This is a genomic window from Rhizobiales bacterium NRL2, assembly GCA_001664005.1.
Classification (GTDB): domain Bacteria; phylum Pseudomonadota; class Alphaproteobacteria; order Minwuiales; family Minwuiaceae; genus Minwuia.
Genome location: CP016093.1, coordinates 2,284,456 through 2,298,061, shown reverse-complemented (window position 1 = coordinate 2,298,061; position 13,606 = coordinate 2,284,456). Strand labels below are relative to the sequence as shown.

12 protein-coding genes are annotated in these 13,606 nt (G+C 66.4%); 8 read left to right on the top strand and 4 right to left on the bottom strand.

Going from position 1 to position 13,606, the window contains the following annotated elements; genetic code table 11:
* Positions 1-46 precede the first annotated feature (46 nt).
* Positions 47-1,846, top strand: a complete 1,800-nt coding sequence (locus tag TEF_10705; protein ID ANK81212.1) for an elongation factor 4 — start codon at positions 47-49, stop codon at positions 1,844-1,846.
* Between the two features lie 7 nt (positions 1,847-1,853).
* Here the strand turns inward: TEF_10705 and TEF_10700 are convergent, their stop codons facing one another.
* Positions 1,854-3,266 carry an amino acid decarboxylase gene (locus tag TEF_10700; protein ANK81211.1) on the bottom strand — a complete coding sequence of 471 codons (1,413 nt, stop codon included), beginning with the start codon at positions 3,264-3,266 and terminating at the stop codon, positions 1,854-1,856.
* 106 nt (positions 3,267-3,372) lie between these two features.
* Between TEF_10700 and TEF_10695 the strand changes: the two genes are divergently transcribed.
* From TEF_10695 to TEF_10665, 7 genes are all read left to right on the top strand, one after another.
* Positions 3,373-4,335 carry a thioredoxin-disulfide reductase gene (locus tag TEF_10695; GenBank protein ANK81210.1) on the top strand — a complete coding sequence of 321 codons (963 nt, stop codon included), beginning with the start codon at positions 3,373-3,375 and terminating at the stop codon, positions 4,333-4,335.
* Positions 4,336-4,408: 73 nt separating this feature from the next.
* Positions 4,409-5,299 (top strand): LysR family transcriptional regulator, encoded by an 891-nt coding sequence (locus TEF_10690; protein ANK81209.1) that lies wholly within the window; start codon positions 4,409-4,411, stop codon positions 5,297-5,299.
* 292 nt (positions 5,300-5,591) lie between these two features.
* Positions 5,592-6,041 (top strand): hypothetical protein, encoded by a 450-nt coding sequence (locus TEF_10685; protein ANK81208.1) that lies wholly within the window; start codon positions 5,592-5,594, stop codon positions 6,039-6,041.
* A 73-nt stretch (positions 6,042-6,114) separates the two neighbouring features.
* On the top strand, positions 6,115-6,870 hold the full coding sequence (locus TEF_10680) for an oxidoreductase (GenBank protein ID ANK83418.1): 756 nt from the start codon (positions 6,115-6,117) through the stop codon (positions 6,868-6,870).
* Between the two features lie 99 nt (positions 6,871-6,969).
* Complete coding sequence (locus TEF_10675) at positions 6,970-7,488, top strand: hypothetical protein (GenBank protein ANK81207.1); 519 nt, start codon at positions 6,970-6,972, stop codon at positions 7,486-7,488.
* Positions 7,489-7,596: 108 nt separating this feature from the next.
* Positions 7,597-9,108, top strand: a complete 1,512-nt coding sequence (locus tag TEF_10670) for a replicative DNA helicase (protein ANK81206.1) — start codon at positions 7,597-7,599, stop codon at positions 9,106-9,108.
* Between the two features lie 88 nt (positions 9,109-9,196).
* Positions 9,197-10,033, top strand: a complete 837-nt coding sequence (locus tag TEF_10665) for a hypothetical protein (protein ANK81205.1) — start codon at positions 9,197-9,199, stop codon at positions 10,031-10,033.
* Here the strand turns inward: TEF_10665 and TEF_10660 are convergent.
* The 3 genes from TEF_10660 to TEF_10650 are packed head-to-tail and all read right to left on the bottom strand — an operon-like array spanning position 10,027 to position 13,605.
* Entirely contained in the window at positions 10,027-11,571 is a 1,545-nt protein-coding gene (locus TEF_10660; protein ANK81204.1) for an amidophosphoribosyltransferase, read from the bottom strand. The genes TEF_10665 and TEF_10660 overlap by 7 nt on opposite strands.
* A 7-nt stretch (positions 11,572-11,578) precedes the next feature.
* Entirely contained in the window at positions 11,579-12,229 is a 651-nt protein-coding gene (locus TEF_10655; protein ANK81203.1) for a hypothetical protein, read from the bottom strand.
* Positions 12,226-13,605 (bottom strand): DNA repair protein RadA, encoded by a 1,380-nt coding sequence (locus TEF_10650; GenBank protein ANK81202.1) that lies wholly within the window; start codon positions 13,603-13,605, stop codon positions 12,226-12,228. The genes TEF_10655 and TEF_10650 overlap by 4 nt, the downstream gene beginning before the upstream one ends.
* Position 13,606 lies beyond the last annotated feature (1 nt).

Sequence of the window (13,606 nt, the reverse complement as noted above, 5' to 3'; positions counted from 1 at the left end):
AAATCGACGTAGACGGACCTTCGCATAGGCCTTACATAGCCGCCGCATGGACCGCACGCATATCCGAAATTTCGCCATCATCGCTCACATCGATCATGGCAAGTCGACGCTCGCCGATCGCCTGATCGAGATGACCGGCGGCCTCGAAAGCCGGGAGATGCAGCAGCAAGTGCTCGACTCCATGGACCTGGAGCGCGAGCGCGGCATCACCATCAAGGCGCAGACCGTCCGGCTGCTGCACAAGGCCGCGGACGGCGAGATCTATCAGTTGAACCTGATCGACACGCCCGGCCATGTCGACTTCTCCTACGAGGTCAGCCGCAGCCTGTCGGCCTGCGAGGGCGCGCTGCTGGTGGTCGACGCCAGCCAGGGCGTCGAGGCCCAGACGCTGGCCAATGTCTATCTCGCCATCGAGAACGACCTCGAGATCGTACCCGTGCTGAACAAGGTCGACCTGCCGGCGGCCGAGCCGGAACGGGTCAAGGAGCAGATCGAGGACGTCATCGGCATCGACGCCTCCGACGCCATCGAGATCTCCGCCAAGACCGGTCAGGGCGTACCCGACGTGATCGAGGCGCTGATCCGGCGCATCCCGGCGCCGACCGGCGATTCGACGGCGCCGCTGAAGGCCCTGCTGGTCGACAGCTGGTATGACCCATATCTGGGCGTCGTCGTGCTCACAAGGCTTTACGACGGCAAGCTGAAGAAGGGCATGAAGATCAAGCTGATGTCGACCGGCGCCACGCACCAGATCGACCGCGTCGGCATCTTTACCCCGAAGATGACCGTGCTGGACGAACTGGGCCCGGGCGAGATCGGCTTCTTCACCGCCTCCATCAAGACGGTGGCCGAGACCGATGTCGGCGACACCATCACCGATGACGGCAAGCCGACGGCGAAGCCCCTGCCCGGCTTCAAGCCCTCCATCCCGGTGGTGTTCTGCGGCCTGTTCCCGGTCGATACCTCGGATTACCAGGACCTGCGCGACAGCCTGGCCAAGCTCCGCCTCAACGATTCCAGCTTCCACTTCGAACCCGAGAGCTCGGCGGCGCTGGGCTTCGGCTTCCGCTGCGGGTTCCTGGGCCTGCTGCACATGGAGATCGTGCAGGAGCGACTGGAGCGCGAATTCGACCTGGACCTGATCACCACCGCGCCCTCGGTGATCTTCAAGCTACACATGACCGACGGCACGCTGGTGGAACTGCACAACCCCGCCGACATGCCCGATCCGGTCAAGGTCGACTACATCGAGGAGCCGTGGATCAAGGCGACGATCCTCTGCCCCGACGAGCATCTGGGCGCGGTGCTGAAGCTCTGCGAGGAGAAACGCGGCGTCCAGACCAACCTGACCTATGCCGGCGCCCGGGCGATGATCGAATACGAACTGCCGCTGTCGGAGATCGTCTTCGACTTCTACGACCGGCTGAAGTCGGTCAGCCGCGGCTATGCCAGCTTCGACTATGAATTGATCGGCTACCGCCGGGGCGACCTGGTCAAGATGTCGATCCTGGTGAACGCGGAGCCGGTCGACGCGCTGGCGCTCATCGTCCACAGGGACCGGGCCTACGAGCGCGGTCGGATGCTCTGTGAGCGGTTGAAGGACCTGATCCCGCGGCAGATGTTCAAGATCCCGATCCAGGCGGCCATCGGCGGCTCGGTGATCGCGCGAGAGACCATCTCGGCGATGCGCAAGGACGTCACCGCCAAGTGCTATGGCGGCGACGTCACCCGCAAGAAGAAGCTGCTGGAGAAGCAGAAGGCCGGCAAGCGGCGCATGCGCACCTACGGCAAGGTCGATATCCCGCAGGAGGCCTTCATGGCCGCGCTGCGCATGGGCGACGAGTAGCCCGGCCTCAGAGCGTCCGCGCCGTCCGTCCGATCAGATCCCAGGCCGCGTCGACATGGCGGGCCTCGGTGCGGGCCTGTCCGATGGAGATGCGGATGGCGGAGCGCCCGTGCACCCGGTTGGGCGTGAAATAGGCCTCGCCCGAGTCGTTCAGCGCCAACAGCAGCCGCTCGTTCAGTTCGTCGCAGCGGGCGTCGTCGGCGCCTTCCGGGCGGTAGCGGAAATTGATCAGCGAGAGCACCCGCGGCGCGACCAGCTCGAAGTCCGGCTCGGCGGCGATGCGCCGCTCCAGGTCCTCGGCCAGCGCGATATGGCGGCGCAGGAAGGCCTGAAGCCCCTCCACGCCATAGCTCCGGAGCACGAACCAGAGCTTCAGCGCGCGGAAACGGCGTCCCAGCGGCACGCCCCAGTCGCGGTAGTCGGCCACCTGTCCGGTTTCGGGTCCCTGGTAGTACGTGGCGTCGATGGCGAAGGTGCGGACCAGCGCCTCCGGGTCGCGCACGAAATGGGCGGCGCAGTCGAAATTGGTCAGCAGCCACTTGTGCGGGTTGAAGACCAGGCTGTCGACATGGCCCTGCCCCTCCAGCATCCAGCGGCATTCGGGCAGGATCAGCGCCGCGCCCGCCCAGGCGGCGTCGACGTGCAGGAAGACGCCGCGGGCCGCGCAGATCTCCCCCACCGCCTTCAGGTCGTCGATGGCGCCGACGCCGGTCGCGCCGAGCGAGGCGACGACGCAGGCGGGCTTGCGTCCCGCGGCAATGTCGTCGTCGATCGCCCGCGCCAGTTCGCCGGGCACGATGCCGAAATCGTCGCCGGTCGCGACCTTGCGCACGTTCCGCCGCCCGTAGCCGGCGATCTTCGCCCCCTTCTCGATCGAGGTGTGGGTATGGTCGGAGCAGTAGACGACAAGTTCCGGGCCGCCGGCGAGGCCCGTCTCGTTGGCCGCGTCATCCGTCGCCCGCTCCCGCGCCGTCAACAGGGCGCAGAGGGTCGCGCCCGAGGCGGAATCCTGGATCACGCCGGCGAAACCCGCATCCAGGCCGATCATCTGCCGCAGCCAGTCCAGCACCCGGCCCTCCATCTCGGCGGCCGCCGGCGAGGTCTGCCACATCATGCACTGGGCGCCGAGCGTCGCCGTCAGCATCTCCGCCAGCACCGAGGGCGGGCTGGAATTGGCGGGAAAATAGGCGAAGAAGGAAGGATGCTGCCAGTGGGTCATGCCCGGCAGCACGTCGCGGACGAAGTCGCCCATGATCGCGTTCATCGATTCTCCCGCGACCGGGGCGCTCGCCGCCAGTTTCGCCGCGACCTCTCCCGGCTTCGTCTGCGCCCGCACCGGAAAATCCTCGACGCGCGCCATGTAGTCGGCCATCCAGTCGACCATCTGATGGGCGTGACTGCGGAACTCGTCGATGTCCATGGGGCTCTCTCCGGCGTGTGACGGCGGCGAACTTGACACGGCCCCGCCCTTGACGAAATAGGTGATCCCTTCATCCTGCGCCCGACCCTGACCAGCGGAGACTCCCATGGCCGAAACGATTGAGACCAAGGTTCTGATCATCGGGTCGGGTCCGGCCGGGTGCACGGCGGCGATCTACGCCGCGCGCGCGGGCCTCCAGCCGGTCATGGTGCACGGCATCCAGCCGGGCGGTCAGCTCACCATCACCACCGACGTCGAGAACTACCCGGGATTCGCCGACGTCATCCAGGGCCCGTGGCTCATGGAGCAGATGGAAAAGCAGGCGGCCAATGTCGGCACCCGCATCGTCCACGACATCGTCGCGGAAATCGATCTTTCGAAGCGGCCCTTCGTGGCGAAGGGCGATGGCGGCAACACCTATGTCGGCGAGACCGTGATCATCTCCACCGGCGCCTCGGCCAAGTGGCTCGGCCTGCCCAGCGAGCAGAAGTTCCAGGGCTTCGGAGTCTCGGCCTGCGCCACCTGCGACGGCTTCTTCTACCGCGGCAAGGAAGTCTGCGTCATCGGCGGCGGCAACACCGCGGCCGAGGAAGCGCTGTTCCTGACCCACTTCGCCTCGAAGGTCTGGCTCATCCATCGCCGGGATTCGCTGCGTGCCGAGCACATCCTGCAGCAGCGTGTGCTCAAGCATGAAAAGATCGAGGTGGTCTGGGATCACGTGCTGGACGAGGTTCTCGGCGACGAGGATCCGCTGGGCGTCACCGGGGTGCGCATCCGTCACGCGACCAGCGGCGAGACCCGGGAGATTCCGGTGCACGGCGTCTTCGTCGCTATCGGGCACAACCCGAACACCGAGCTGTTCAGTGGCCAGGTCGACATGGACCACGAAGGCTACCTCCTCACCGCGCCCGATTCGACGGCCACCAACGTGCCCGGCGTCTTCGCCTCGGGCGACGTCCAGGACAAGATCTACCGCCAGGCCGTCACGGCCGCGGGCACCGGCTGCATGGCGGCGCTGGAGGCCGAAAAGTTCGCCGCCGCCGCCGAATTGCCCCAGGCCGCGGAGTAGAATTCGCGCCCGACGGCGGGCCTGCCCGTCGTTTTTGCTTGTCGACTCGTGCGCACTGGATATTTTCGGCCCCATGGATTGGGACAAGTTGCGCATTTTTCACACGGTCGCGGACGCCGGAAGCTTCACCCATGCGGGTGAACTATTGAACCTCAGCCAGTCGGCGGTCAGCCGGCAGGTAAGCGCCCTGGAGGAGAGCCTTCGGACGACGCTGTTCCGCCGACACGCCCGCGGCCTCATCCTCACCGAACAGGGCGAACTGCTCTACAAGACCGCCCGCGAAGTATTCTCCAAGCTGGCCATGGCCGAGGCCATGCTGACGGACGCCAAGGAGAAGCCGCGCGGCGACCTGACGGTCTCGACCACCGTCGGCCTTGGCTCGACCTGGCTGACGCCGCGCATCCGCGCGTTCATCGAGGCCTACCCAGACATCTCGGTCCATCTCGTGCTGACCGACGGGGAAGTCGACCTGACGATGCGCGAGGCCGATATCGCCATCAAGCTCCGGCCGCCGACCCAGCCGGACCTGATCCAGCGCAAGATGAACTCGATGAACTTCCACCTTTACGCCTCGCCCGACTACATCAAGCGGCGCGGCACACCGAAGACGCCGGAAGACCTCGACAAGCATGCCCTGATCATCTACGGCGCGGAAACGGTCACTCCGGTGCCGACCAGCAACTGGGTGATGGAACTGGGCGCCAACCCCAACCGGCCGCGCCGGCCGGTGCTGACGGTCAACAATGTCTACGGCCTGCTGCTGGCCGTCGAAAGCGGCCTCGGCATCGCCGCCCTGCCCGACTACATCGTCCAGGGCCACAGCAAGGCGGTACGCGTGCTCGACGACATCGCGGGCCCGAGCTTCGACACCTACTTCGTCTATCCGGAGGAACTCCGGAACTCGAAGCGAATCGCGGTGTTCCGGGATTTCCTCATCCAGCAGGTCTCGGACACCCAGTTCTGAGCGTGGCAGAACCGCAACATTTTTCAACAAACCAGTTTACGTAAACGGAAGTTGTGCTTTTTCAGTACGTTATAGCTCTGCGACATTTGCATAGCTGAATTTCGACTGTACCACTTTATTTCACCACACCGACGACCTACATCTCGCGCATGGATGTTGCATCGCAGCATCGACGGGCGATCCGGCGCCTCCCTGTCGGATTGTCCGACGTCTCTTGAGACGTGAAGCCTCCCTGTTAGACTCGGCGGGTCCATTCGTTGGACCCGCCTTTTTTCTTTTCGGGGACAGAACGGTGCAGATTCGCCGTGCCGTAGCCGCAGACTCCGCCGCACTGACGGAGCTCGCCCTGCGCTCCAAGGTCCACTGGGGCTATGATGCCACCTTCATGGATGCCTGCCGCGACGAACTGACGGTGACCCCCGGTCAGATCGCCGAACGGACGATGCTGGTGGTCGAGGACGGCGGCCGGCTGGTCGCCATGGCGGGGCTGGAACCGGACACGGACGCCCTGGGGCTGTGGAACATGTTCGTCACACCCGAACGCATCGGCACCGGTCTGGGCGGTGTGCTTTTCCGCGCCATCGCCGTCGAGGCGCGGCGTGCCGGCGCCCACTGCCTCTACATCGATTCCGATCCCAACGCCCGGCCGTTCTATGAACGCATGGGCGCAAGACTGGTCAGCGAGTCCCCCTCGGCCTCGATTCCGGGCCGCACACTGCCCCGCCTTCGACTGGACCTGTAGCTGCGCTGGCCGCTCCTCCGCGCACGGCCTATTCTCGTTCCCCGGGTGGATGGTGGAACGACAGGAGGCGGACATGGCGACAGCAGATGCACGGACTGCATGGATCACGGGCGCGGGCAGCGGAATTGGTCAGGCTGCGGCCGTCGCGCTCGCGCGTGACGGATTCGCCGTCGTCGCCAGCGGACGCCGCACTGAGCCACTGAACGAAACCGCCGCGATCATCGCGGACGCCGGCGGCACCTGCGTCGTCGAACCTCTCGACGTGGCCGACGCGGACGCCTGCGCCGCTGTTGCCGACCGCACCCGGCAGCGCTTCGGGGGCATCGATGTGCTGGTCGCCAACGCCGGTCTCAACGTGAAGGACCGTCATCTGGACAGCCTCAGCGTCGCCGACTGGCGGCAGGTCATCGACGTCGACGTCAACGGCGTCTTCCAGTGCATTCATCCCGTGCTGCCGATGATGCGCGCCCGGGGCGGCGGCCTGATCGTGAACGTCTCCTCCTGGGCCGGCCGCTGGCCCGCCTATCTGGCCGGGGCCGCCTACAACGCCGCCAAGCACGCGGTCAGCGCCATGAACGAGCTGATCAACATGGAGGAAGGCGGCAACGGCATCCGCGCCACGGCACTCTGTCCGGGCGAGGTCTATACGCCCATCATGGATGCTCGCCCCGTGCCGCCGCCGCCGGAGGAACTGGAAAAGATGGTGCAGATGGCCGACATGGGCGAAGTCATCGCCTGGCTGGCTGCGCTCCCGCCCCATGTCTGCATCAACGAACTGGTGGTCAGCCCCACCGACAACCGCATCTACCGGGCCCAGCGCATCCGCTGACCCCGCCACCGGTACGTTTGGACGCACGGGGGGTGGTGTCGCCCGACACCCTTCCCCATCTTCCCCCGCAAGCGATCAACAAGACGAAGGGGAAACAAGATGAACAGGAATCGCAATCTCCTCACCACGACCTGTATCGCCGCCATGCTGGCGATGCCCCTGGCCGTCCAGGCCGGCGATGACAAGGCCGCCGATCAGGCGACGGCCGAACAGAGCGACATGACGAAGACGGAAGACGGCCTCGCGGATGCCCGCTCGGACGTGCTGAGCGCCTGGAAGGAATTCGAAGCCTATACCGGCGAGAAGCTGGAGCCGGCCGTCAGCGCAGGCGAGGATCTGCTGAGGGCGATGGACCGCCGGATCGATCTCTGGTCGGAATCCGACGAGCCCATGAAGGAACAGCGTGTCGCCGAGATGCGCTCCATCCGCGCGGACATCGCCGACCGCCTCGATGAGGCCAAGGTCGAACACAACGACGGCTGGAGCGCCAACGCCTGGTCGGATTTCAAGGAATCCATGGGCGCGGCTGTGGACGAATTCCAAGCCCTGTTCGACGATACCGCCTACGAGGATGGCGACGCGCCCTACGAAGACGCGACCGCCACCGGCGGCGACTGATTGATCCACGAATCGATCCACACTGTGGACAAAACGATCCCCGCCTGATTTCCGGGCGGGGATCGTTCGATCCTGATCCGCGTGGCGCGCCGTGATAGGATCGGGACCATGTCCGACAACATCACAGCGTTCCCCGGCGATGCGCCGGACCACGAAGGCGGCGACGCCGCACCGAAGGTTCTGCCTCACAATCTCGAGGCCGAGCAGCAGCTTCTCGGCGCCCTGCTCTACAACAACGACGCGGCGGCGCGGGTGCTCGACTTCCTGAAGCCTGAGCACTTCTTCCAGCCGTTGCACGGCCGCATCTACGAATCCATCCTGACCCTGATCGAGCGCGGCGAACTGGCCAATCCGGTCACGCTGAAGACCCGCTTCGAACAGGATGCGGCGATCAGGGAACTGGGCGGCCCCGGCTACCTCGTCGACCTGACGGCGCGCGCGGTCAACGTCATCCGGGCCGAGGAATACGCCCGCATCCTCTACGATCTCTTCCTCCGCCGGGAAATCATCCTGCTCAGCGAGGAAATGGCCGAGCGCGGGCGCACGGCGGACCTCACCGACGCGGCGAGCCAGCAGATCGAAGACGCGGAATCGCGCCTCTACACCCTGGCCGAGGCCGGCGAGGTCAAGAACGACTTCCGATCCTTCAAGATCGCCGTGGCCGAGAGTCTCGACCGCATCGAGGCGGCCTACAAACGCGAAGGCCAACTCGTCGGCGTGACCACGGGACTGCGCGAGATGGACCAGCGCCTGGGCGGCCTGCATCGCACGGACCTGCTGATTCTCGCCGGCCGACCGGGCATGGGCAAGTCTGCGCTGGCCATGACCATTGCGCTGAACGCCACGCGCGCCTACCGGCCGATCTACAACGACGCCGGCGATATCGTGGACGCCGAAGGCGCCGTGGTCGGCGTCTTCAGCCTGGAAATGAGCCGCGAACAGCTCGCCACCCGTATCGTCTCCGAACAGACCCGGATCAGTTCCAGCGACCTCCGCACCGGGCGCATCGACAAGAACGCCTATCTCAACACAGTGGTGCCCGCGACGCAGGAACTGATGGACCTGCCGCTGTTCATCGACGATACGCCGGCGCTCTCCATCGCCCAGCTCCGCTCCCGCGCCAGACGGCTGAAGCGCCAGCACGGCCTCGGCCTGATCATTATCGACTACATTCAGCTCATGCGGCCGTCCGGGCAGAAGCGCGTCGAGAACCGGGTCCAGGAACTGACCGAGATTACCCAGGGACTGAAGGCGGTCGCCAAGGAACTGAACGTGCCTGTCCTCGCCCTGTCCCAGCTCTCGCGCCAGGTGGAGCAGCGCGAGGACAAGCGGCCGCAGCTCTCGGACCTGCGCGAATCCGGCTCCATCGAACAGGACGCGGATGTCGTCATGTTCGTCTACCGCGAGGCCTACTACGCCCAGAAGGACAAGCCCGACGAGGAAAACTTCGCCGAGATGGAGCAGTGGCAGCAGAAGATGGCGCAGATCTACAACCGCGCGGAAGTCATCATCGGCAAGCAGCGCCACGGCCCCACGGGCACGATGGAGGTCTTCTTCGAACCCGAGTTCACCATCTTCCGCAATCTGGACACCCATCACGACCCGAGCGAGATTCACTGAGCCAAGGGTTGAACGGGCGGGTTCGGATCGACAGTTAACGACGGGAGCGTCACCGACCGCAAAGGGCCGCAGACAGATGAGACCGACGATGGCGGCCCTCTCCCTGCTGACGCTGTTTCTGGCTGCCGCCTGCGGCGAGGAAGGCGGCGCGCGCGACAACACCGGCCCGCCCTCGATCAACAGCGTCCCGCAGGCGGCATCGACGCTGCCGCCCGAGGCCCGGATCGTCGACAGCCCCGATGCCATCGACCGGCCCGGAAGCGCAATCGTCGTGATCTACAACCACGGCACGGAGCGGCCCCAGCGCCGTGAGGACTGCGACGCCTTCCACAACAGCGTGCCGCCCAGTCTCCGCGGACTCAGGATGCAGCGCCTCCATGTCTACCGGCTCTGTTCGGAAACGCTCGAAGACCGCGACCGGCCGACGGGCAATTACATCTATCAGCGCGTCGACGAGATCGCCGAAGCGATTGCGCAGCTGAACGCCCTGGGCGTCACAGCGGAGCGCATCTTCGTGGCCGGCCACTCGGCCGGCGGCTGGTCCTCGCTCATGGCCGCCATCGAGCATGGCGACAGCTTCAACGGTGCAATCGCCTTCGCCCCGTCCTTTGCCGGCCCCCGCGACGAGATCAACGTCTACCCGCGCTGGCGGCAGGAGGCGCGGCCAAGGCAGATCGCGCACATGAAGACGGCGGAGAGGATGGACGCGCTGGTCTTCGCCTATGAGGGCGACCAGTTCAACCGGCCGCAGGAGCTCCGCTTCCTGACCGAGACCTGGCCCGATTCAGTGCAGCTCGTGGGCTATGACTGCAATGGCCCCGGACACCTGACGCATCTGCGCGACTGCCAGGAAGCGGCGACACGGCACATGATCGCCACCTTCATCGAATCCGAACTGGCGGAAGCGCGGCCCCCGGGTCAGTAGCCGAGTTCGCGGAACAGATCCTTCTGGGTGACGCTGCCTTCGGAATTGTCGACCAGCCGGATCGGATATTTCCCCGTGAAACAGGCGTCGCAATAGCCGGCCTTCGCGCCGCATTCGGTCTCATCCTCGGGGATGTCGGTCTCACCGACCGCCCGGTACATGCCCGGAACCGAGAGATAGCGCAGGCTGTCGACGCCCAGATGACGCTCCATCTGCTCCAGATTGGCGTACTGATTGAAGATCAGTTCACCCTTGGAGGGCGTGTCGACACCGTAATAGCAGGGGCTGCGCGTCGGCGGACTGGCGATGCGCATGTGAACCTCGCGCACCCCGGCATCGCGGAACATCTTCACCAGGATCTTCGACGTGGTGCCGCGGACGATGGAATCGTCGACCAGCACCACGCTCTTGCCCCTGACCATGTCGCGGTTGACGTTCAGCTTGCGGCGCACGACCTGCTCGCGGCTTTCCTGATCCGGCTCGATGAAGCTGCGGCCGGCGAGCTGGCTGCGCGTCACCGCCAGTTCGAACGGGATACCGCTTTCCTTGGCGTAGCCCACTGCGGCCGGCGTGCCTGAATCGGGCACCGGGATGACCATGTCGGCGCTGTGCGTCTCCTCCTTCGCCAGCTCCCGGCCGATGGCCTGGCGGATGCTGTAGACATTGCGGCCTTCGACGAAGGAATCAGGACGGGAAAAATAGATGTATTCGAAAATGCAGAAGCGGCGCGGCGCGGCGCCGATGCGGCGCGTCTGCATGCCGTCCTCGTCGATGACGATCATCTCACCGGGCTCGATATCGCGCACGAAAGTGGCGCCGACGATATCCAGCGCGCAGGTCTCCGAGCAGATGATCCAGGCGTTGTCGAGCCGGCCGAGCACCAGCGGACGCACGCCCGAGGGGTCGCGTACGCCGATCAGCTTCTTGGCCGAAAGGCCGACGATCGAGTAGGCGCCCACGACGCGGCTCAGGGCGTCGATCAGGCGGTTGGCGAGCCGGCGCTCCCGGCTGCGGGCCATCAGGTCCAGGATCACCTCGGTGTCGCTGGTCGACTGGAACCGGCGTCCCTCGGCGCGCAGTTCCGCCTTCAGGGCCATCGCGTTGGTCAGATTCCCGTTGTGGGCGAGCGCGAAGCCGCCGGTCTCGTCCAGATCGGTCCAGAGCGGCTGGATATTGCGGATCGACGCCGGCCCCGCGCCCTTGCCGGACGTGGCGTAGCGCGTATGGCCGATGGCCGACGAGCCGACCAGCCGGGTCAATGGGCCGGCGCCGCCGCGATCGGCCTTGCCCTTGCCGAAGACGTCGCCGACCAGCCCGACGGCCCGGTGGACCAGGAACTGGCTCTTGTCGAAGGCGACGATACCGCAGGCCTCCTGGCCGCGATGCTGCAGCGCGTGCAGTCCGGTCGCGGTGATGGCGGCGGCGCGGCTGGGGTTGTCCTCGTCGGATCCCGCGCCCCAGATGCCGAAGACGGCGCATTCCTCGTGGAAATGATCGTCGTCGGCATCGAAGGGACGCGTCGTCAGCATGTCATTCATTCAGGGGTCACCGGTCGTTGGTGTTACCGTCGATCATCCGCTCGAGCTGGCGGCTGTCTTCTTCGCTGTAGCCCTTGCCGGGCGTCTCGTTCTGGCCTTGCAGACGGCGGCCCGCGTCCATCATGTCTTCGGCCGCCCCGGCCTTCTCGCGGGCATCGTCGCTCGCGGCGCGGGCGCGCTCCTTCAGTGCCTGCGGCACCGTGGAAAGTACTGTCTCGGCGGCCTGCTTGACCAGCGGCAGGCTGCGCGCGTCCCTTACCGTTTCGGGCGGATCGTCGGGGGCGATGTAGTCGATCACCAGCCAGAGCGCAATCACCACGAGCGCGCCCCGGGCTGCGCCGAACAGGATGCCCAGCAGCCTGTCGGCGATGCTGACCGCGCCGCTGCGGCGCACCCGGCCGGCAATGAACTGGGTAACGATCATCAGGATGACAAGGGCGGCGATGAAGATCGCGACGGCCGAAACGATGTCGGCGCCGAGGCCATAACCGATCTGCGCCTCGACCCACGGGCTGACATGGGGAAAGCCGAAATACGCCGCCAGGGCCGCCCCGACCCAGCTGGCGAAGAACAGCACTTCCCATACGAAACCGAAGAAGAAGCTGAACAGCACCGAAATGGCGATGATGCCGATGACGACGAGGTCGGCGAAGGTCATGCGCCCTGTTCCTCGTCCAGAGGGAAAAGGCTGAACAGCCTGTGCAGCCCGTCGATCTCCGTCGTTTCCAGCAGATCCCGCCCCTCGGAGCCCGACGGCGCGATGGCGCGGCGGAAACCCAGCTTGGCCGCTTCCTTCAGCCGCGCCTCGGCCCGGGCGACGCGGCGCACCTCGCCGGCCAGCCCGACCTCCCCGAAAACCACGGTGGCCGCCGGCAGCGGCCGGTCCGCCAGCGAAGACAGCAGGGCCGCGGCGACGGCCAGGTCGGCGGCGGGCTCGCCGATGCGCAGCCCGCCCGCGACGTTGAGATAGACCTCGTTCTGCCCCAGCGAGAGGCCGAGACGGGTATCGAGCACAGCCAGGATCATGGCCAGCCGACCGCTGTCCCAGCCGACGACGGCACGCCGGGGCGTGGCCAGCGGCGATGGCGCCACCAGCGCCTGAATCTCCACCAGGATCGGCCGGCTGCCCTCCATGCCGGCGAATATCGACGCGCCGGCCACCGGCTCGTCTCGGTCGCCCAGGAACAGCGCCGAAGGGTTGGGCGTCTCCATCAGGCCCTTCTCGGCCATCTCGAAGACGCCGATCTCGTCGGCGGCGCCGAAGCGGTTCTTGACCGCGCGCAGGATCCGGAACTGGTGGCTGCGGTCGCCTTCGAAGTACAGCACCGTGTCGACCATGTGCTCCAGCACGCGGGGTCCCGCGATCTGCCCATCCTTGGTGACGTGACCGACCAGCACCACCGCCGCGCCCGACTGCTTGGCGTACTGCACCAGTTCGTGGCCGCAGGCCCTCACCTGGGCAACGGTGCCCGGCGCGCTGTCGAGATTCTCGGAGAAGACGGTCTGGATGGAATCGATCACCAGCAGATCCGGCGCGGGCCCCTGTTCCAGAGCCGCCATGATCTCGCCCAGCGCATTGGCGTTGGCGACCTTCATCGAGGCGCCGTCGACGCCCAGCCGGCGCGCGCGCATGGCGATCTGCGCCGTCGCTTCCTCCCCGGAGATGTAGACGACCTTCTGGCCGGTCGCGGCCATCCGGGCCGCGGACTGGAGCAGCAGCGTGGACTTGCCGATACCGGGGTCGCCGCCGATCAGGATGGCCGAGCCGCGCACCAGACCCCCGCCCAGCACGCGGTCCAGTTCGACGACACCGCTGGTGCGGCGCGGCTCGTCCAGTGTCTCGACGGAAAGATCGGTCAACTCGGCGGCCCGCTTGCGGCCGCCGCCCTGTATCACGCCAAAGGCCCGGGGCCGCGCGCTGGCCGTTTCCTCCTCGACGCTGTCCGCCGCGCCACAGGAGTCGCAGAAGCCGCGCCATTTCGGATAGACCGCGCCGCATTCGCGGCAGACATATCGGCGGCTCGCCCTGGCCATC

What these genes read in the sequence shown, in the direction of transcription:
- TEF_10680 (ANK83418.1), top strand. Translation starts at nt 6,115, where the DNA reads ATGGCGACAGCAGATGCACGGACTGCATGGATCACGGGCGCGGGCAGC.
- TEF_10670 (ANK81206.1), top strand. Translation starts at nt 7,597, where the DNA reads ATGTCCGACAACATCACAGCGTTCCCCGGCGATGCGCCGGACCACGAA.
- TEF_10665 (ANK81205.1), top strand. Translation starts at nt 9,197, where the DNA reads ATGGCGGCCCTCTCCCTGCTGACGCTGTTTCTGGCTGCCGCCTGCGGC.
- TEF_10690 (ANK81209.1), top strand. Translation starts at nt 4,409, where the DNA reads ATGGATTGGGACAAGTTGCGCATTTTTCACACGGTCGCGGACGCCGGA.
- TEF_10705 (ANK81212.1), top strand. Translation starts at nt 47, where the DNA reads ATGGACCGCACGCATATCCGAAATTTCGCCATCATCGCTCACATCGAT.
- TEF_10695 (ANK81210.1), top strand. Translation starts at nt 3,373, where the DNA reads ATGGCCGAAACGATTGAGACCAAGGTTCTGATCATCGGGTCGGGTCCG.
- TEF_10660 (ANK81204.1), bottom strand. Translation starts at nt 11,571, where the DNA reads ATGAATGACATGCTGACGACGCGTCCCTTCGATGCCGACGACGATCAT.
- TEF_10655 (ANK81203.1), bottom strand. Translation starts at nt 12,229, where the DNA reads ATGACCTTCGCCGACCTCGTCGTCATCGGCATCATCGCCATTTCGGTG.
- TEF_10675 (ANK81207.1), top strand. Translation starts at nt 6,970, where the DNA reads ATGAACAGGAATCGCAATCTCCTCACCACGACCTGTATCGCCGCCATG.
- TEF_10650 (ANK81202.1), bottom strand. Translation starts at nt 13,605, where the DNA reads ATGGCCAGGGCGAGCCGCCGATATGTCTGCCGCGAATGCGGCGCGGTC.
- TEF_10700 (ANK81211.1), bottom strand. Translation starts at nt 3,266, where the DNA reads ATGGACATCGACGAGTTCCGCAGTCACGCCCATCAGATGGTCGACTGG.